Annotated in this window: 20 protein-coding genes; 6 read left to right on the top strand and 14 right to left on the bottom strand. The window is 52.5% G+C overall.

The genetic code is table 11. The features are described from left to right. The first annotated feature begins 37 nt into the window (after positions 1 to 37). On the top strand, positions 38 to 952 hold the full coding sequence (locus AC55FS_RS14410) for a glycine betaine ABC transporter substrate-binding protein (RefSeq protein ID WP_496932954.1): 915 nt from the start codon (positions 38 to 40) through the stop codon (positions 950 to 952). 233 nt (positions 953 to 1,185) lie between these two features. Next, the gene (choX, locus tag AC55FS_RS14405; RefSeq protein ID WP_496932953.1) at positions 1,186 to 2,118 is read left to right on the top strand and encodes a choline ABC transporter substrate-binding protein; all 933 of its coding nucleotides are present in this window, start codon (positions 1,186 to 1,188) and stop codon (positions 2,116 to 2,118) included. On the opposite strand, the gene AC55FS_RS14400 is transcribed toward choX, so the two are convergent. After that, positions 2,112 to 2,903 carry a tetratricopeptide repeat protein gene (locus AC55FS_RS14400; protein ID WP_496932952.1) on the bottom strand — a complete coding sequence of 264 codons (792 nt, stop codon included), beginning with the start codon at positions 2,901 to 2,903 and terminating at the stop codon, positions 2,112 to 2,114. The genes choX and AC55FS_RS14400 overlap by 7 nt on opposite strands. Positions 2,904 to 3,088: 185 nt before the next feature. Continuing rightward, on the bottom strand, positions 3,089 to 3,934 hold the full coding sequence (locus AC55FS_RS14395) for a response regulator (RefSeq protein WP_496932951.1): 846 nt from the start codon (positions 3,932 to 3,934) through the stop codon (positions 3,089 to 3,091). 112 nt (positions 3,935 to 4,046) lie between these two features. Between AC55FS_RS14395 and AC55FS_RS14390 the strand changes: the two genes are divergently transcribed. Further along, positions 4,047 to 4,907 carry a cation diffusion facilitator family transporter gene (locus AC55FS_RS14390; RefSeq protein ID WP_496932950.1) on the top strand — a complete coding sequence of 287 codons (861 nt, stop codon included), beginning with the start codon at positions 4,047 to 4,049 and terminating at the stop codon, positions 4,905 to 4,907. After that, positions 4,904 to 5,899, top strand: coding sequence for a hypothetical protein (locus AC55FS_RS14385; protein WP_496932949.1), 996 nt, complete (start codon positions 4,904 to 4,906; stop codon positions 5,897 to 5,899). The genes AC55FS_RS14390 and AC55FS_RS14385 overlap by 4 nt, the downstream gene beginning before the upstream one ends. On the opposite strand, the gene AC55FS_RS14380 is transcribed toward AC55FS_RS14385, so the two are convergent. Both AC55FS_RS14380 and cysK read right to left on the bottom strand, forming a co-directional pair. Continuing rightward, complete coding sequence (locus AC55FS_RS14380) at positions 5,893 to 6,483, bottom strand: alpha-ketoglutarate-dependent dioxygenase AlkB family protein (RefSeq protein WP_496932948.1); 591 nt, start codon at positions 6,481 to 6,483, stop codon at positions 5,893 to 5,895. The two genes, AC55FS_RS14385 and AC55FS_RS14380, sit on opposite strands and share 7 nt — an antisense overlap. A gap of 1 nt (position 6,484) precedes the next feature. Then, the gene (gene cysK / locus AC55FS_RS14375) at positions 6,485 to 7,435 is read right to left on the bottom strand and encodes a cysteine synthase A (RefSeq protein ID WP_496932947.1); all 951 of its coding nucleotides are present in this window, start codon (positions 7,433 to 7,435) and stop codon (positions 6,485 to 6,487) included. Positions 7,436 to 7,536: 101 nt separating this feature from the next. Here cysK and AC55FS_RS14370 point away from each other — a divergent pair, with 101 nt between their 5' ends. After that, a complete protein-coding gene (locus AC55FS_RS14370) occupies positions 7,537 to 8,799 on the top strand; it encodes a GGDEF domain-containing protein (RefSeq protein WP_496932946.1) in 1,263 nt (420 codons plus the stop codon). Here the strand turns inward: AC55FS_RS14370 and yihG are convergent. From yihG to AC55FS_RS14330, 8 genes are all read right to left on the bottom strand, one after another. Next, positions 8,766 to 9,647, bottom strand: a complete 882-nt coding sequence (yihG, locus tag AC55FS_RS14365) for a 1-acylglycerol-3-phosphate O-acyltransferase, YihG family (RefSeq protein ID WP_496932945.1) — start codon at positions 9,645 to 9,647, stop codon at positions 8,766 to 8,768. The genes AC55FS_RS14370 and yihG overlap by 34 nt on opposite strands. Positions 9,648 to 9,665: 18 nt before the next feature. Continuing rightward, the gene (gene pta, locus AC55FS_RS14360; RefSeq protein WP_496932944.1) at positions 9,666 to 11,780 is read right to left on the bottom strand and encodes a phosphate acetyltransferase; all 2,115 of its coding nucleotides are present in this window, start codon (positions 11,778 to 11,780) and stop codon (positions 9,666 to 9,668) included. A 104-nt stretch (positions 11,781 to 11,884) separates the two neighbouring features. Continuing rightward, a complete protein-coding gene (locus tag AC55FS_RS14355) occupies positions 11,885 to 13,105 on the bottom strand; it encodes an acetate/propionate family kinase (protein WP_496932943.1) in 1,221 nt (406 codons plus the stop codon). 19 nt (positions 13,106 to 13,124) lie between these two features. Beyond that, a complete protein-coding gene (locus AC55FS_RS14350; RefSeq protein WP_496932942.1) occupies positions 13,125 to 13,487 on the bottom strand; it encodes a PilZ domain-containing protein in 363 nt (120 codons plus the stop codon). 2 nt (positions 13,488 to 13,489) lie between these two features. Continuing rightward, on the bottom strand, positions 13,490 to 14,260 hold the full coding sequence (locus tag AC55FS_RS14345; RefSeq protein WP_496932941.1) for a glucosaminidase domain-containing protein: 771 nt from the start codon (positions 14,258 to 14,260) through the stop codon (positions 13,490 to 13,492). A gap of 73 nt (positions 14,261 to 14,333) precedes the next feature. Next, the gene (locus tag AC55FS_RS14340; RefSeq protein WP_496932940.1) at positions 14,334 to 14,672 is read right to left on the bottom strand and encodes a hypothetical protein; all 339 of its coding nucleotides are present in this window, start codon (positions 14,670 to 14,672) and stop codon (positions 14,334 to 14,336) included. 64 nt (positions 14,673 to 14,736) lie between these two features. Continuing rightward, a complete protein-coding gene (locus AC55FS_RS14335) occupies positions 14,737 to 15,213 on the bottom strand; it encodes a DUF4442 domain-containing protein (RefSeq protein WP_496932939.1) in 477 nt (158 codons plus the stop codon). A 105-nt stretch (positions 15,214 to 15,318) separates the two neighbouring features. Next, positions 15,319 to 16,080 (bottom strand): GNAT family N-acetyltransferase, encoded by a 762-nt coding sequence (locus tag AC55FS_RS14330; RefSeq protein ID WP_496932938.1) that lies wholly within the window; start codon positions 16,078 to 16,080, stop codon positions 15,319 to 15,321. Positions 16,081 to 16,188: 108 nt separating this feature from the next. Here AC55FS_RS14330 and AC55FS_RS14325 point away from each other — a divergent pair, with 108 nt between their 5' ends. After that, entirely contained in the window at positions 16,189 to 16,797 is a 609-nt protein-coding gene (locus tag AC55FS_RS14325; RefSeq protein WP_496932937.1) for a hypothetical protein, read from the top strand. A gap of 10 nt (positions 16,798 to 16,807) precedes the next feature. Here AC55FS_RS14325 and AC55FS_RS14320 read toward each other — a convergent pair whose 3' ends face one another. Next, complete coding sequence (locus tag AC55FS_RS14320) at positions 16,808 to 17,317, bottom strand: TlpA family protein disulfide reductase (protein WP_496932936.1); 510 nt, start codon at positions 17,315 to 17,317, stop codon at positions 16,808 to 16,810. Then, a complete protein-coding gene (gene hemN, locus AC55FS_RS14315) occupies positions 17,286 to 18,662 on the bottom strand; it encodes an oxygen-independent coproporphyrinogen III oxidase (RefSeq protein WP_496932935.1) in 1,377 nt (458 codons plus the stop codon). The genes AC55FS_RS14320 and hemN overlap by 32 nt, the downstream gene beginning before the upstream one ends. Positions 18,663 to 18,739: the final 77 nt, after the last annotated feature.

Below are 18,739 nucleotides of genomic sequence, written 5' to 3'. Positions count from 1 at the left end.
ACTGACGAATAGAGGTTGTGATATGCGGATATGGTGGATGGCGTTATGGTTCGTGGCAGCCTTTTCCCATGCTGAGTGCAAGTCGGTCAGTTTTGGCTTGGTCGATTGGAGTGATTTACGAGCCACCACGGCGGTGACCAGTGAGCTGTTAAAGGAGCTGGGTTATCAACCCAAGCAACTTGAGCTGGATGAGAACGATATCTATGCCAAGCTGGCTTCTGGCGAGCTAGACGCCTTTTTAGGTCTTTGGCTGCCATCGAGCCAAGAGCAAATAGATCCGTATTTGTCGCGCCGGCAGGTAGAAATCATTGGTAAGAATATCCCCCAAGCACGCTATGCATTGGCGGTTCCAGATTATGTGTATGAAGCGGGTGTTCGCTCCATTGCTGATATTGGCAAACACCGGCAACAGTTTGCTGGTCGAGTACACGGTTTAGAGCAGGGCAACAGCGCTAATCAATACCTGCGCGGCTTGATTGATAAAAACACCCACCAGCTAGGCGGCTTTAGCCTAATTGAACTGCCCGAGCGGTTGATGTTACGCCAAGTGAAGCGCTATCACAAAGACAAGCAGTGGGTGGCGTTTTTAGCCTGGGAGCCGCATCCCATGAATGAGGCCTATAACGTGCGTTACCTGCAAGGAGGCGATGATCATTTTGGTCCAGATATGGGGCTGTCGTCGGTCAATACCCTAACGCGAGCAAAGTTCAGCCAAGATTGCGCTAATGCCACAAAACTGCTGGCACAGTTACAGCTGCCCGCTGATCAGGTCGCCGGCATTATGGATATGATAGTGAACCAGTTTGTGCCAGCCGATCGTGCAGCGCGTCATTGGATGTATACTCATCCTCATCTGGTTACCGATTGGCTGCAGGGCATCACCATGCAAAATGGCAAGGCGGTCAATGTTGATGCGGTGTTAGCCAGTATGAAGTTGCGTATCAGTAATTAGTGAAGCATGTCCCTGACAGCATTAGATACACAGTGTGTCTATTGCTGTTTAACCTTATGAGTTGCGCTGCTTCAATCATCCTCTTCTGTTACGGTTTAGCTGCCTGTCGCTCGCTGCTAGGCGGCTAAATTGACTGGTAAATCAATAGTTGACTTTTTACTCATTGTCTTAAATTGGTCCTTTTTCTATAGCCATAATCTGGTTACGATCGCCGCCGAACCATGGGGGACTTTATGAAAATATTGATCGTCGCTTTATCCTTGTTACTACCAGTATTTAGTTGGGCGCAGTGCCAGCAGGTTCGGTTTGCGCAGGTAAATTGGACCGATGTACAGGCAACGACCAGCGTGGCATCTGAGCTGCTTAAGCGTTTAGGTTATCAGGTCAAGGTCGATGAAATGTCGGTGCCGGAAGTGTATCAAGCCCTAGCCAATGCTGAGGCGGATGTGTTCCTTGGCAATTGGATGCCTAGTATGGAGCCAGTGGTGGCACCTTATGTGCAAAAAGGCCAGGTGCATACTCTGACAACCAATCTCGATGGTGCGAAATACACTCTGGCTGTGCCTAGTTATGTTTATAAAGCCGGTGTGCGTAGCTTTGCTGATTTGGCTAAGTTTAAACAGCGTTTTAATGGTCGTTTATACGGGCTAGAAAAGGGCAATGACGGCAATGCTCTACTGCTGGATATGATGGCCAAAAATGAATTTGGTTTGTCAGGTTTTTCATTGATGGAATTACCTGAGAGCTTAATGCTGCGCCAGGTCGAGCGTCATATTCGCGACCAGCAGTGGATCGCTTTTTTAGCTTGGGCGCCGCACCCGATGAATAATCAATTTGATATTCAGTATTTATCAGGCGGAGATGATTATTTCGGGCCTAATTATGGTGGTGCCAGTGTGCATACGAACGTACGTAGCGGTTTTGCTGCGGATTGCCCAAATGTTGCTCGCTTCCTCAATAACCTGACCTTTGACCTCGCCATGGAAGGGCAAATGATGGATATGATCTTAAATCAGTTTGTGCCCGCCGATCGTGCGGTGCGCGATTGGATGCACAACAATCCACAGGCCGTTGCGCATTGGTTAAAAGGCGTTACCACTCGGTCTGGTCAGCCCGCCGACGCCAAGCAATTATCGGCGGCGATGAAATTAACCCTCGATCACTGACGGTTAATCAGTGTGGTAATGCGTTTGCTGGCTTGTGACGCAAGCTCGGTATTGGGGAATTCCTGAGTGATTTTGCGGAAATAAGCCAGCGCTTTATCATTGTTGCCGTGGCGGTTGTAAGGGCTCATATAAATTAGCCCGAGCTGATACAGCGCCTTTGCTCTCATGGTTTCAGACGACGCTTTATTGTCGTATAAAATCAGATAGACACTTTCGGCGTCGGCCACGCGCTCTTGGGTAATGGCGCGTTCACTCATGGGGGTGAGCTGAGCGTCGAAGGGAATATCTTCATGTTTTAGCAGCTGCGCACGGTCCACACGTTTTAGTAATTGTTTAGCGCTTAAATCGACAGGGTCGTTGCTGCGTTTGTCGAGAATGGCTAAGCGTTTTTCAATTCGCGGCTGCAATCTGGACTGTGGAAATTCGATACGGTGCTGTTGCAGATAAGCCCGCGCTTTATCATCATCGCGTTGATCATTAAAACGGTTCATATACAGCAGGGCGACTTGATACAAGGCCAGTGACTTCATGTTTTGGCTGTAATCAGGTGCGCTATAACCTTTCATATAAGTCGCAACGGCATTTTCTGTTTTGCCACGAACAATGGCATCGACGGAATAGGTCAGTAAATCCGGTTCTTCCTTTAATGCCGCCGCTGCTCGCACTTTGCGGTCTTCATCTTTGCGTGCGATTTGGTGGCCGCCAGCTTCAGCGACCAGCAGCGGTGTGGTCGCCGCACAGCCAGACAAAACAATGGCTGCAGCAATAATAACAACTCTGATCATGCGGTATCCCTGATCTGATGATGGTCGTAGTGAGATGTATGGCCAGATAATTGGCTTCTTGTATGCTGGCCTGAGTGAGCACTCAGGCCAGTGAGCCAGTCTACTGAGACACGCTGGCTAAAGGAAGGTATAGACAGGCCATCCTGGTGGCTAGTGGGCACCAGTCGACTCTGTCTTGATACTGATCAAGCTAATAAATGCAGAGCAACAGCGACCAGGCTGCCAATGGTTGCGCCGCCAATGAGGGCAATAATGGTTGCACGCTTGATCGCTTGTTGATGTTGCTGATCAAGTTGCTGCAATGCTTTTTGTTGCTTGTCTTGCAGTTGCTTGAGTTGTAACAGCAAGCGCTCTGACTGCTTGTCGTCGAGCTGTTTGGCAACGCCAACGGCCAAACGTTGCTGCAGTGGCTTAATGGTGTCAAACAGTGCTTTGGCGTTGAGCGCGTCTTTCAGCTGGGCTGTCAGTTGCTGCTGCATATCACTTTGCAACTGTTTTAACTGATGACTTTGTGCTTGTTGCAGCTGTTGGGTAGTACTGTCGAGACCGGCGGCAATTTCGCTTTTAGCCTCGGTCAAAGCGCGTTTAAGGTGGCGTTGTACCAGACGGTCTACCTCAGCCAAAGCAATGTTGCTGGCAGCAGGTTTTTCATCGTTAGCGGCTGGAGCATCGAGGCTTTCCATTACTGCCATAATGGCTTCTTGGTTGGCCGGCTTGGGCAGCACACCATGGGCGCCGTGTGAACGTGCTTGGGCTATGTAGTCATCACCTTCTTTTGAGGTGTACATAATGGTTGGGATGGCCGCCGTTTTGGGATTGGACTTGATCAGCTGAGTAGCTTCTAGACCGTCCATGCCGGGCATCATATGATCCATAAAAATAACGTCTGGCGAGCGCGTTTCGAGAAACTCCAGCGCCGCTTCGGCACTGTCAACGAGATCGACCTGAACGTCCATACGGCTTAAAAGACGTTGTAACATCAGACGGGCCGACTTCGAATCATCGACAACCAGAGCATTTTTAACCGGCATAATAACCTTCCTTTTTATCCGGGCGCTAATATGGGCAGTCCGTGTCATCAGGTCAATAGTCAAGGGGCGGTGAATTCCGCATAATGACCTGTCTCAACTACAAGGAGCCAGTGTGGACCGACGTGAACGCCTGATTAAGAGTGCTGCAACCGCGTCATTGCTGGTGGCGATGGTATTACTGCTGAGTAAACTACTGGCTTGGTGGGTCAGTGATTCCGTCAGTGTGTTGTCATCATTGTTGGACTCCTTGATGGACATCGTCGCTTCTTTGGTTAACTTTCTGGCCATTCGCTATGCGCTGACACCGGCCGATGACGATCATCCCTTTGGTCATAGCAAAGCGGAAGGCTTAGCGGCATTAGTGCAGTCAGCCTTTGTGCTGGGTTCCGCTTGTGTGCTGCTGCTACAGGTGGTGGACCGGCTGATCAGTCCGCAACCGGTGCATGCGGTAACTCTGAGTATGGTAGTGATGGTGATGTCACTGCTGCTGACGCTGTCTTTGGTGGCTTATCAGCGCTGGGTGGTGGCGCAGACACAATCTCTGGCGGTGCGGGCAGATTCCACCCACTATGTCAGTGACATTCTCGCCAATGTGGCAGTGATCGTTGCCTTGATCGCGACCCAGTTTGGCAATTTTTGGCTCGATCCTGTTGTCGCTTTGGTGATTGTTGTGCTGTTACTTTATAGCGTCTACGGCATTGTTCGGGCAGCGCTGACGGTATTAATGGATAAAGCACTGCCGGAGCAAGATGAGCAACGGCTGCACGATATTATTGTCGCTGTCGACGGTGTGCATGGGTACCATCAGCTCAGAACACGCCAAGCGGGCACGGTGCAGTTTATTCAGTTACATCTGGATCTTGACGGCCGCCAGCCATTGTTTCAGGCACACGCAATTGGAGATGAAGTGGAGCGTCAAATTCGTATCGCATTTCCCACGGCTGAGGTGTTAATTCACCACGATCCGGTATGACGAGATTTGCCTTTGCGGCGATACTCTTGTGTATGCAGCTGCCAGCGCTAGCGCTGTTGCCACAGCCGTATTATTACAATCCGGTCGATGCTGAATTGCCAGCTAAAAACGACACTGACGATCCTCAGCAAACTCCGATTACGCCGGATATGGTGTCGCGTTCACGTGATTGGTTAGCGGATTATTTGGATTCTTTATCCGGCAATATTGACGGTTTTTTTGTCGATACCTTTTTCAGTGACACGGTCACTGACGATGATGTTGAAGGCAGTCGGGCGAGGTTATCTTGGTTTACCCGGCGTGAGCTGGGTGATCCCGTTGATTATCGGTTTGGCTTGAGCGTCAAGTTGGTATTACCCAATACCAATGAACGCTTAAACCTGCTACTGGAATCCGATGAAGACGAGGATAACCGTGAAGCTGATCCGATTGAGTCATTAGAAAACCCAGAATATACCGCTGCCTTGCGTTTTATCTTGGATGAAACGGAAGAATGGAAAACCAATATTGATGCCGGTGTACGCTGGGGCATTCCCCCGGATCCTTTTATTCGCTTGCGGGCAAGGCGTTACGTCTATTTGCCCGAGTGGGAAATGCGTTTTACCCAGCAGTTTTACTATCGCACTCAAGATGGCTGGGGAGAAGAAACTCAGGTCCGTTTTGATCATCCTATTAATGTTGAAAAACTGTTTCGCATTGAGGCAAAGGCTGAGTACCAGCTGAATCAGGATTATCTGGATTTAAGTTACAGTGCTGGATTATTTCATCAGTTCAGTCGCCACTCGGCTTTGGCTTATACCTTTGGGGCTAGCGGCGACACTCAGCAACACGCCACCTTTTATCAATACAGTGCTCGTGTGCGCTACCGGCAAAGCTTGTATCAAGACTGGGTGTTTGGTGAAGTGGCGCAGGAGTTGGTGTGGGAGCGCGATAAAGACTATGAGACCACCCCCGTCATCATGTTTCGTATTGAAGCCTTGATTGGTCAGTGATTAGAAGCATGAACCTGGCGAAAGGTCAGGTTGATACGTGGCTCGTTGATGCCGGTACGCCTTGGCAAACTGTGCTGCCACTGGCATTGAAACTCTGGCTGCATAATTAATACGCTGCCGTGCTGCAACGCCAATTTGCTGTGCATACGCTGGTTGCCTCTGTGGCGAATAGCGAAGTCGCGTTGGGCGCCCAAACTGATGGATACAATGGGCATGGCAGCCAGTTCTGGCTCATCATCGCTGTGCCAGCCCATGCAGTCCTGGCCATGGCGATACAGATTGCAGAGCACGCTGTTGCAGTTTGATAAGCCAAATTCAGCCACTTGCTCACGCAGCTGCAGTAGTTCAGGCGTCCAAGGCTCAGGCGTCAGCAGCTGACCTGAGTATCGATAGTGTGTCAGCGGGTCACCATGCCAGGATTGCAGCCGTGGAATGGCATGCTGCTTGCCGTATACCTGAACGTGCGGCTGTTGCCATGGTAGAGATTGCAATAACCGATCAAACAGCTCATCAGCCTCTGTAATGGCTTGTGGTATGTATACCAGCAAGCCGTCACAGAAGCTTTCGCGATGGCTGAACAGCACTTTATTGATCTTCGAACATACCGGCAAATAACGGTGAGGTCAGATAGCGCTCACCTGAGTCCGGTAAGATCACAACAATGACTTTATCTTGATTGTCGGGCTCTGCTGCTAGCCTGAGTGCCGCTTGCATGGCGGCACCGCAAGAAATACCGGCCAATATGCCTTCTTTAGACATCAGCTGGTGGGCCATGCCCATGGCTTCTTCGTTGCTGACGGTCTCGACCCGGTCAATGATATCCAAATCGAGGTTGTCAGGAATAAAGTTGGCACCAATGCCCTGAATCTTGTGAGGGGCTGGTGTAATGGTCTCGCCGCGCAAACGCTGTCCAATAATGGCTGAATCGGCGGGTTCAACGGCGACTGAGGTAATGGCTTTGTGCTGCTTCAAGTAGCGCGACACACCACTGATGGTGCCGCCGGTTCCTACGCCTGCAACAAAAATATCGACCTTGCCGTCGGTATCTTGCCAAATCTCTGGGCCGGTGGTTTTCTCGTGAATGGCAGGGTTAGCAGGATTGCTGAACTGTTGCAGCATGATGCGCTGCTCCGGTGCTTCGGCCAGCAGTTGCTCGGCTTTTTCAACGGCTCCCTTCATGCCTTTGGGGCCTTCGGTCAATACCAGCTTGGCGCCTAGGGCTTGCATCACTTTACGGCGTTCCATGCTCATGGTTTCTGGCATGGTCAGGGTCACTTGGTAACCGCGTGCGGCGCCCACAAATGCCAAAGCAATGCCGGTATTGCCGCTGGTCGGCTCGACGATTTCCATGCCCGGTTTCAGCAGTCCATCTTGCTCGGCTTGCCAGATCATATTGGCGCCGATGCGACACTTAACCGAGTGCGCTGGATTGCGATTTTCCAGCTTAGCGTACACATGGGGGTGACCTGTCAGATGGCGAATACGAACCAGGGGCGTGTTGCCAATGGACTGACTGATGTCGTCATATACCTTCATGGAATCCTCGGTGATAATCTATTCAATGAACAACTGATAAATGCACAGCACTTGCTGTGTGACCGCCGCCACCGCCGAATACTGATATTCAGGAGCTGTCTTTGTTAGCACCAGTGGCTGTTACAGGCCAGGATACCTTACGGTCAGTCGAACAACAGATCAACCAGCTGCATGCATTGAAGTTAAGTCAGCGTGGTTGGCGGCCATTTCCTATGGACTGGGAGCAGTCCTATCTGCAGCATCGACAGCAGCGCTTTATGCAGCTGGATCTGGCCATGCTGGCAGTAGGGCTGGTGTTGTATCTGGCTTTTGCTTGGGCAGACGGGTTGTTTGGTGGTCAGCAGGCCTTGTTAATGGTGTGTGTGCGCATGCTGCTGGGGCTGAGTATGGCCGTGGTGCTGTGGTACAGGGCGAAGCGCTGCCCAGATAAGCCGCTACTAAGTGTGGTGGCGCTGGGCATTGCCCTGGTGGGTATATCGATTGTGGCTTTTACCACCCTGCTCGAGAGCAGCATTCGCTTTGCTTACCATGTTGGGCTGATTCCGGTACAGGTGTTTGCCATGGTGGTGCTGCGCTCCAGTATCAGAGCCTTTTTGGCGTGCTCGTTGAGCATGCTGATAAGCTACTTGCTGGCTTCTCTTTGGTCTGCCGAAGCGGCGAATAGTCAGGTTGAGTCGGCCTTATTGGCACTGCGTCCGCTGTTTTTATTGTTTTGGTGTCTGATGATTTTGCTGGGGGCCTATCTCGCGCTGACCATGGAGCGAATCTCGCGCCATGAATTTATTCAGCAACGTTTGCTGGAACTGGAAGCCCAACGACAACAGCAATTAGTACAGCAGTTACACCAGTTATCGATTACCGATGGCCTGACCGGTTTGTACAATCGTCGTTATTTTGAGCAAGTTTTGCAGGATGAGTGGCAGCGAGCTCGGCGCTACCAGCAACCAATAGCGCTGTTGATGATTGATGTCGATGACTTTAAAGCTTTTAACGATTGCCTTGGCCACCCTGCCGGTGATGCTGCTTTGCAACGCGTGGCAAGCCAGATGACGGCCGTGTGTCGGCGTAGCGCCGACTTGTGTGCACGTTACGGTGGCGAAGAGTTTATTATGCTGCTGGCCGATACCGATCAGCAGGCAGCGCAGTGTTTAGCGGAAAAGCTACGCCAGCATGTTTATGACTTGGCGCTGGCCCATCCAGCATCGTCGCAGCGACGATTGACTGTCAGTATTGGCGTTGCCAGCACTCTAGTGACAACAGAATCGGGCGCTGAAGCCTTGCTACAGCGCGCCGATCAAGCCTTATATCAGGCCAAACACCTGGGCCGTAATCAGGTCTGTTGTGATAGGGTGCTGAGCAGCTGATCTTTTTCTTGCCAGAGCTGTTGCACCCATTGCTGAAAACGTTGACGGTAGTCATCGTCATTTTCATAGTCGCCCTGGCGTAGATCTTGAGGAATCTGCTTCTCCTCGACATGCACCACACAGCGCTTCATTTTACCCTGTAGAAACTCCCAAAACGTCGGAGCCCCATCGGGGTAATGAATGGTGACATCGACAATAGAACGAAACTGATCACCCATGGCATTCATAGCGAACGCCATACCGCCGGCTTTAGGCTTTAATAGATGCGAAAATGGCGATTGCTGACGGGCGTATTTTTCTGGCGATATACGGGTGCCTTCCAGAAAATTCATCACCGAGGTCGGCATGTCTTTGAATTTTTCACAGGCGCGGCGGGTGGTCTCGATATCCTGACCACGTTTTTCCGGGTGCTTCTCCAAATACGCTTTGCTGTAGCGTTTCATAAAGGGAAAATCCAGTGCCCACCAGGCTGCGCCCATCACCGGGACCTTAATCAGCTCTTGCTTTAGGAAGAACTTTAAAAACGGTACCTGGCCATTCAGGCTGTGTTGCAGCACCAGAATATCGACCCAAGACTGGTGATTGCAGATGACAAAATACCAGCCGTCCTGGCTGAGGCTCGCGGGCAGTTGAATATCCCAATCCATGCGCTGAGTCAGTCGCATCCACAGCGAGTTGCCTGATACCCAAAGGCTGGCAATGGCGACCAGCAAAGGGTTCAGGGCTTTGCGTGCGGCATTAAATGGCAGTAATAATTTTATCAATGTTAGAGCGAACAGAATTCCACTGCAGAACAACGTGTTCACGACCAGCAGCAGGCTGGCCACGACACCGGTAAGCAATGCCATGATAAGACCTTTCCTTATTTATTGGTGTTGTTGGGCCTGTATCGCGGTGAGAGCGATGGTGTAAATAATGTCCTCAACCAGGGCGCCACGCGACAAATCGTTGACCGGCTTGGCCAGGCCTTGCAGCATAGGACCAATGCTGATGACGTTGGCACTGCGCTGCACCGCCTTGTAGGTGGTGTTGCCTGTATTAAGGTCGGGGAAGACTAGCACAGTGGCTTGTCCGGCTACAGCACTGTCCGGTGCTTTGCTTTGAGCAACGCTGGCGGTGGTGGCGGCATCGTACTGCAGTGGACCGTCGACGATCAAATCGGGTCGCCGCTGGCGCACTAATGCGGTAGCAGCGCGAACTTTTTCGACATCAGAGCCTGAGCCCGAAGCGCCGGTGCTGTAACTGATCATGGCGATTTTGGGCTCTATGCCCATGGCTTTGGCGGATTCGGCGCTCTGAATGGCAATATCCGCCAGCTCTTCACTGTTAGGATCTGGGTTAACGGCGCAGTCGCCGTACACCAGCACTTGATCTGGCAGGCCCATGAAAAACACCGACGATACCAAGCGCGCATCGGGCGCGGTTTTTATTAATTGCAGCGCCGGACGTATGGTGTTGGCAGTGGTGTGCACGGCACCGCTGACCAAGCCGTCGACTTCATTTTCGGCCAGCATCATAGTGCCCAACACGACGTTATCCTCGAGTAGAGCCAACGCCATATCGGCTGTCAGTTGCTTATGTTTGCGGCGTTCAACTAGAGGTTCGACGTAGCGCTGGCGGATGTCTTCTGGCTGTAAAATTTGCAATTCTTCAGGGAGTTCGATTTCCTGTGCTTCGGCCACTTGGCGAATGCGATGACGATTGCCCAACAATACACAGTGGGCAATGCCGCGTTGTTGGCAGGCCACGGCGGCCTGGATGGTGCGGGGCTCATCACCTTCTGGCAGTACAATGCGTTTGGCGGCGATGCGAGCACGGCTGACGATTTGATGGCGAAAGGCGGCTGGTGACATGCGTGATGCATGAGGAGCGCCGAGGCGCTGCTTCAGCAGCTCGATATTCAGATGCTCAGCGACAACGGACATGATGTCGTTAACGCGATCGACATCGTCGATGGGCACGCGGGTATTCATATTGGCCAGTACTCGCGCGGTCGCGAAGGTATCGCGGCGAGTTTGTAACACGGGCACGCCGGTATCTAAGGCGCTGCGGCACAAATGGATTAAGTTCTGCGACGGCGTAAAGCCACCTGTGAGCAGCAAGCCAGCCAAAGGGGTGCCGTTATTGGCCGCCATGGCGGCTGCTAATACGATGTCGTCACGATCGCCGGGGGTGACCACTAGGGTGCCCGGCCGTAAGGTATCGAGCATATTGTTGAGGGTACGGGCACACAGGCTGATGCGCAGTACCCGACGTCTGGCCAGTTCACCAGCGTGCAATATGTCGGCATTTAGGGCGCGTGCGACATCCAAGGTACGTGGACTGATCAACTCGGCATTCCAGGGAATGACTCCCAGCACCGGACACTGATCGAGCTGTAAATCCCAGGCTTGTTGTTGCGTGCATTGGCCAGCTAAATAGCGCTCACTGGCAATTTCATCGGCAGGCAGCCCCGCCTCGCTGGCTGGGCCGCCGACTTTATTGATCAAACAGCCCATCAAATTCAGACGCTGGCTGCTAAACAGGCCCGTTTGCAGGCGCAAATCCGATTGAATGCGCTCTACGGTACGTGCTTGACCATCCGCCACGAGCAGCACGTCGGCATTTAGGGCTTTGGCCATTTCGGCGTTTAGCTTGGCGGTGTAGGGTTCGCTTCGATCCGGCACTAAGCCTTCAATCAACACCACATCGCAATCGGCGGCGACCATATCGTGCAGCGCCACCACTTCTTCTAACACATGATCGAGTTTGCCTTGGCTGATGCGTTGCTGAATGGCACCCAGGCGCAGTGGGTCAGGCATGCTTAAGCCCAGTACCTGGCGCACCAAATGGGTCGAGCGTTCGCTATCGGCGTAGTTGGGAGCAATGGGTTTGACGAAGCCGACCTTGAGGCCTTGGGCATCCAGTGCACGTATTAATCCAAGGCTAATGGTCGTCAGGCCGGTATTGAGGCTGGTGGGGGCAATCAATAAATTAATCATGCTTAATACACTCGTAAGTATCCGCGGCGATCATGCGTTCTTCATCGGTGGCAATGACGAATACAGTGTGGCTGTGAGGGCGGCTGATGCAGCTATCTAGTAGATTAATCACGCTTAATACACTCGTAAGTATCCGCGGCGATCATGCGTTCTTCATCGGTGGCAATGACGAACACGGCGGGGCTGCCAGGGCGGCTGATGCGGCCATCTTGGCCGCCATGGCGCTGGTTTAATTCGTCATCCAGCTCAACTGGCAGGCTTTTCCAGGCATCGATGATACGCTGGCGAATGGCTGCAGCATGTTCACCAATGCCGCCGGTAAATACTAAGGCATCGATATGGCTAAGGGAGGCACTTAGGGCGGCCAGCTGGCGTGCGACACGAAAGCAAAACACCTCGATGGCTCTGTGGGCGCGCTCATCGCCTTGCTGCTCTGCTTGCAGCAAGCTGCGCATATCGTTGCTCAATCCTTCAGACAATCCCATTAAACCGCTGTGTTTATTCAGCGCCTCTACCATGTCCGTTGATCGGTAGCCACGCCGGCGTGCCATATGGTCAAACACACCGGCATCAAGGTCGCCACTGCGGGTGCCCATGACCAAACCTTCCAGCGGCGTCAGCCCCATGGTGGTATCGACGGACTGGCCATCGGCAATGGCACAGGCGCTGCAACCATTGCCCAGGTGGGCAATCAGTAATTGGCATTGTGTGAGGGGGCGAGCCAAACGCTGCGCCGCCACCTGGCTAACATAGCGATAACTGGTGCCATGAAAACCATAACGTCGTACGCCATCTTGCTGGTACCAGTCATAAGGCACGGCATAGAGGTAAGCTTGCTCGGGTAAGGTTTGGTGAAAGGCGGTATCAAACACCGCTACCTGATCGACGTCTGGTAACAGCTGCGCCAGGGTCTCTATGCCTAGCAGGTTGACCGGGTTGTGCAGTGGGGCTAGATCGGACAGTTGCTTTAATTGCTGCAACACGGCCTCGGTTATGCGTGTGCTGGTATTGAACTGTTCGCCACCGTGTACCACTCGATGACCGATACCGAGCAAGTGCGGCAGCTGTGGCTGTAACTGAGATAACAGCAAGCGCAGGGCTGCTTGGTGATCATAGGGGGCGGGAATGGCTAGCTCTGTCTTAGATACAGTGTTGCTTTCTATACCGTCGTGAACAATTAATCTGGCACTGCTATCGCCTAAGCGCTCGGCTAACGCCGTGAGCTCGGGCTGGGCCGCAAGTCCTGAGGCGTACAGGGCTGATTTGATGGAAGAACTTCCACAGTTGATCACCAGAACTTTCTGGCGCGGGCTTTGATCCGTCACAGGATACTCCAAACACAATTCAGGCGGTGCTCTTAAGGCTCATTTGTAAGTGCAGCAGCACGGTGTCGACGGCCTGGCGAGCAGGATGAGATAAATGATCAAACTGAAAGCGCACGGCGCATAAATAATTGTCACCCGCCGGCTCGCAGCGCAGCAGTTCGGCAGGCAGCCGCTGCAATCTGTGATCGGCGCTTTCTAGTGTTAACAGTAAAACGGTGCCCGGCCTAAAGCGCTTCGGGCTGAGCATGGCCATGCCGCTGTGACTAAAATCTCGGCTACGGGCGCTATAGTTACGGCCATTGACACCAAACCAATATTTGCGGCACAACGTGAGTTTTAATGGTGCAGCTTGCTGGCGCTGCTTGGCTCGACGCTCGTTCACGGTTATCCCTGCGGTGACGACGTCTGTACGTCGGGCTGATCAAACTGACTTAAGCGGTTGTAGCTGATCATATTGCGAATTTCCTGCACATACTCTTCCCGTCTTTCCGAATAGCCCAGCAATCCAGCTGCTAAGGTGGTGCCATAGGCATAGCCTTGCTGTTGCCACTGCTCAGCTCGCAGCTTTCTCAGCAGTTGATACTGTGGATGCGAATTAAGGTTGCGCACATAACTGCGTACAGAATCGAGCGGTGAATCAAACACTGCCACTTCGTGCTGATCCCCTTCGGGTCTGTCTTGCGGCACTAAGCCGCAGCCACTACGAAAGCACCACTGGCCAAACAGATTATTGCCTTCAATGGCAAAGCGCGAGGTACCCCAGGCCGATTCATTGGCTGCCTGTGCCAGCACCAGTGATGGTGGAATAGGCAGCAGCCGTGTTAACAGCTTTTGCTGTTGAACGTGTGGATCACTTGAGCGAACCCGATAGCGCTTCGCCAGTTGCGCTAACTGTTGCTGTTGTTGTTGGTTAAATGGGGCTTGCATGGCCTCTACACTGTGCCGCTCCACCAAAACTTCATCATTGACCTGATCAATCATCGGCATCAGGTAATCAAAGAAGGCTTGCTTCTTGTCATCTACGTTGTGGTGCAAGGAAAAATCCGGTATCGGCTCTATCTTGGCGTCGGGCGCTTGGCTGATAGGAGTACTGGTTCTTTGTTCACAACCGGTCAACAGACTCAGGCACAAGGTCAGGCTGGCAACTGTTCGCATGCAATATCCGAGTAACGAAAGGTTGTCGCGATTGTACCGTGAAATCGGCAGGTAGCCAGAGCTACCCACCGAGCTATTGATCGGCGGGTGTCACCATAGAGCTGAACTGGCTGAGGAAACGACGCAGCCGCTGCTGGGTCCGTAAGCGGTGAGGGTAGTCGCTGGTGAAACGCTGATATTCAGCCAGCGCTTGAATCATGGCGTCCTGACTGGTCGAAATGACCTCGTACTCATAGTGATGATCCTGCACACTGACTTTCAGCAGTTCCATATACTCAGCGTTTAACACCCGCAGCATGTTGAAGGTGCTGTCTTTATCGCGGCAGGAGGATGCTTCCCAATAAGCATCCTCCAGAGCCTCCAGCAGCTCCCAGATCAATTCACTGGCCTGGCTAATGGTCACGCTGCTCATAGTCACCTCGCTTTGATATCTGCTTTAAGCCTAGCAGAGTTAGCATCATCTAGGCTGATGCACGTCAGCCTTTGCGGCGGATATAAAGGGTCTTTTGCACTTTTGCTACTAACTCGCCGTCGGCATCAACAATGGCAACATCGTAACTGGGCAAATACTTGTTGCCAGAGGCGGTGTGCTGATGAATATCAGCCAGCATCTCATCGCTGACGATGAAGTGTGCTGTAACTTTTCCGCGGCCAGGTTTTACAAACACAATCTCGGCACTGGCATCCCAAACGATGTAGTCGCGACCAAGCACGTTCATCAGCATTAACATGTAAAAAGGGTCGACCATGCTAAACAAGCTGCCGCCAAAGTGGGTGCCGACGTAGTTGCGGTTAAACCAGCGCAGCTTCATGCTCACCTGGGCCTCTCTGTAGTCGTGGGCAAGGTAGTCAACCCGCACGCCAGCGCCTAGGTAGGGACCATAAATATTCAAAATACGACGCAGTCCAGAGGAGGAGTTGATCCAGCTCTGCAGTCGCTGTTTGATGCTCATAGGCTGCTCTTTGTTAGAGATGAGAGGTACAGCGTCGTCCGTGTCGCCAAGGGCGTCAATGTTTGTAGTGGTGTGGCCGGCGGGCGGCCACGATATGAGGTGGCGTTAGCCTTCGGTGCGAGCAAAGTGGCGCAGGTAGCGCTGATTAATGTCGTCCTTGCCGAGCAGAATCAACACATCGGCGACATTAAAGTCTTTGTCGTGGAAGGGCTCACCGCAGGCTTTAACCCCAATGCGCAGGTAGGCTTTTAACAGCGGTGGTAGCAGTTTGCGGCCATCCAGATCGACTTCAGTGCGCGGCAAATGCACGCGCGGTTCGGCGCGCATAGAGGCCGGGGTAAAGTGCTTTTCACGCAGATGGTCGACGATGGCGATGGCTTTAGAGACTCCATCGGCCAGGGAAATACTGGCGCAACCCATCAGGTAATCGATATCGTGCGCCGCCATAAACTGAGCAATGCCTGACCACAGCATGCCGATGACAGCACCACTGCGATAATCCGGATCAACGCAGGTGCGACCGATTTCCATATAGCATTTGCCTGGCTGGACAATTTGCGACAAATCAAACTCGCTGGCGGAATAAAAACCACCTGCGGCAATAGCGCTGTCATTGGTTAGGATTCGGCTGTAACCAACCACCTGATCATTATCGACATCTTTTACAATTAAATGCAGGCAGTGTTGATCGTAGTCATCCTGGTCAATGCCTTGAGCGGCAGAGGGAACCCGTGCTCCCATGCCCTCAACAAAGACCTTGTAGCGTAGCTGCAGAGCCTGTTGTATCTCGGTGGCATCCTGAGTGATGCGGGCCACCAGAGGTGACTCGCTACCGGCAAGGCTGTGACTGGCGGTCGCTTGCTGCATGATGAAACCTATCGTTATGTTTGTCGTGACACTAATGCCGTCATATGACAGTTGGGTGACAAGTCCGACATTCGTCGAAACGCGTATCCTAAGGGACGATGTAAAAAGATGAAACCAACGATTGTTACACTTTTATTACTGATGTTCACACAAAGCAACCTGGTTCAGGCCCAACCGGCTTTGTCTGAGCAACAAGCTGCGACCGTCATTGACCAAGCGTTAAAGAATGAGCCACTGATATGGCTGCCGTTTCCATTGCCCTATGATGTGGATCGAGCCAGTCGTGACAAAGACGCCCTGTTGCTGGCGGCTTTGTTTGACCACGACTTGGTGGTGCGTGAGAAAACCATGGACATGGTCACCGTTGATGGCCCCAATGGCAGTCGGCGTCAGGTGAGGGTGGGTTGGCGCTATAACTACAACGAGCAGTCGCAGCAATCTGCCACGGCGGAAGGTTTTTATTACGGTCGCGGACGGTTAAAGAACATATTGGAGCTGTCTCCCCCTTATTTGATCGACCAGTACTATTACGCTGAGGCGTATGTGCAATGGTATGTCGAGGATTTACAGGCCTGGGTGAGTGATCCTGTTTTTCAGCGGGCGCGCACCCTGAGACGCAGTTTGGAATCATTCGAAAAGCCGTTCGAAAAGCGCGTCTTTTTGATGCATGACGGCACTAGTTGGGGATTCTGGCAGGGCCAGCCTGGAGCCTTGTAATAAGCCACACCTATAACTGAGTGCGTAACCACAACCCGGGCGGTGTACTCAGGCCGCGATCACGGTGACGTATCTGGCCGTCGGCGCCGATCACGTAATAACTGGGATAAGCACTGAGTTTAAGCTGTGAGAACAGCTTATCTGTGCCTAAGAAAACATCGCCCGAATAGTTAATGTCACGCAAAAACTGGCTTACTTGCTGAGGATGATCGTAATCAAAGGCGATGGCCAGCACGCGCACTTGTTGCTGATCCAATAACGATAAGCTTGGCATGCTGATGCGACAGACGCCGCACCAAGGCGCAAAGGCATACAGCAGCGTCGTTTGCTGTTGCCAATCTATGAGTGTTTGCTCGCCCGTCAGACTTTGCAGCTGAAGCGTTGGTAGCTGTTCGCCTGTGCTGACCATAGAGCGGGTTTGCCAATGGCTGATGCCGGCAAACAACAGCGCCGCTGTTAACAGCGACAGGCAGGCATGGGCTAAGCGTTTAAATCGCCTTAGAAAAACGCTGCTGGGCATGTTGTGGTAGATATCGATCAAAAGCCATGCAGGCGTTACGCACTAATAAACGTCCTCGTTCGGTAATGCTTACGCCGTGCTTGTCGCACTCCACTAGCCCATCGGCTTGCATCGGCGCCAAGGCAGCGACACTGTCGGCTAACTGCTGGCGGCTGTCGATCTGAAAACGTTGGTCGAGTTCGGCGTAACTCACCTTTAAATGGCACAGCAACTCAGCAATAACATAGCGGCGCATATGATCATCGGCATCGGTATGTCGATATTTCATGGTGGGCAGTTGCTGTTGTTGCACGGCTTTTTCATAGTCTGCTAAAGATACCTGGTTTTGCAGGTAGTAGTCGCCAATCTGACTAATAGACGATACGCCAAAGCCAATCAGGTCGCAGTCGCCGTGGGTGGTGTAGCCCTGGAAGTTGCGGTGCAGCTGTCCTTGGGCCTGGGCTTTGGCCAACTCATCGTCAGGCAGTGCGAAATGGTCCATGCCGACATAGTGGTAGCCCGCGGCGGTTAGGGTCTGAATGCAATGACCGAGGATATTGAGTTTTTCATCGGCAGCTGGCAGATCTTCATTGTTGATGCGGCGCTGCGGTTTAAAGCGCTCGGGTAAGTGAGCGTAATTAAATACCGATAAGCGTTGTGGCCGCAGCTCGATAATGGTGCTTAACGTCTCGGCAAACGACTCCAGCGTCTGGTGCGGCAAGCCATAAATCAGATCCAGGTTAATCGAACGAAAGCCCAGCTCTCGTGCTTCGCTCATTACGGCACGAATCATCGCCTCTGGCTGTACCCGGTTGACGGCGATCTGTACCTGCTTATTTAAATCCTGCACGCCAAAGCTAATGCGATTGAAACCTTGCTGGCGCAGCAGCTTAAGAGTGTCGGGCCTTAGCTCGCGCGGGTCAATTTCTATCGAATAGTCGGCGCTGTCCGCATCGCTAAAGGTGAACTGCTGTTTTAAAAACTGCATCAGCTCGAGCAGCTGTTGATCGGATAAAAACGTCGGTGTGCCGCCGCCAAAATGCAGCTGTTCAACTACGCCTGGCCCGAGCAAGGCACGCTTTTGAGCAATCTCTTGCTTGAGTAATTGCAGGTACGGTTCTGCCTGCTCGCGACGCTTGGTGACTATCTTATTGCAGCCGCAGTAGTAACACACATGAGCACAAAACGGGATATGGATGTATAGCGACAGCGCTTTGCTGTTGTCGCGTTGGGCAAAGGCGGCGCGTTCCTGGCCATCGTCAGCACAGGGCAGAAACTCTACCGCCGTAGGGTAGGAGGTGTAGCGTGGGCCCGGGCGATTGTAGCGCTGGATCAGGAGTGGATCCCATTGCAATGAAGCGTGCATAACGAAAGCCGATCTCATTCAAAAGCAGCAGTGTAGCGACATCAGCAAACAGTCGTATTGCCTTGCGTCAAGGCGGT

The sequence above is a fragment of the Bacterioplanes sp. CLAM21 genome (genome assembly GCF_059641015.1).
This window is presented reverse-complemented; position numbering and strand designations above follow the sequence as displayed.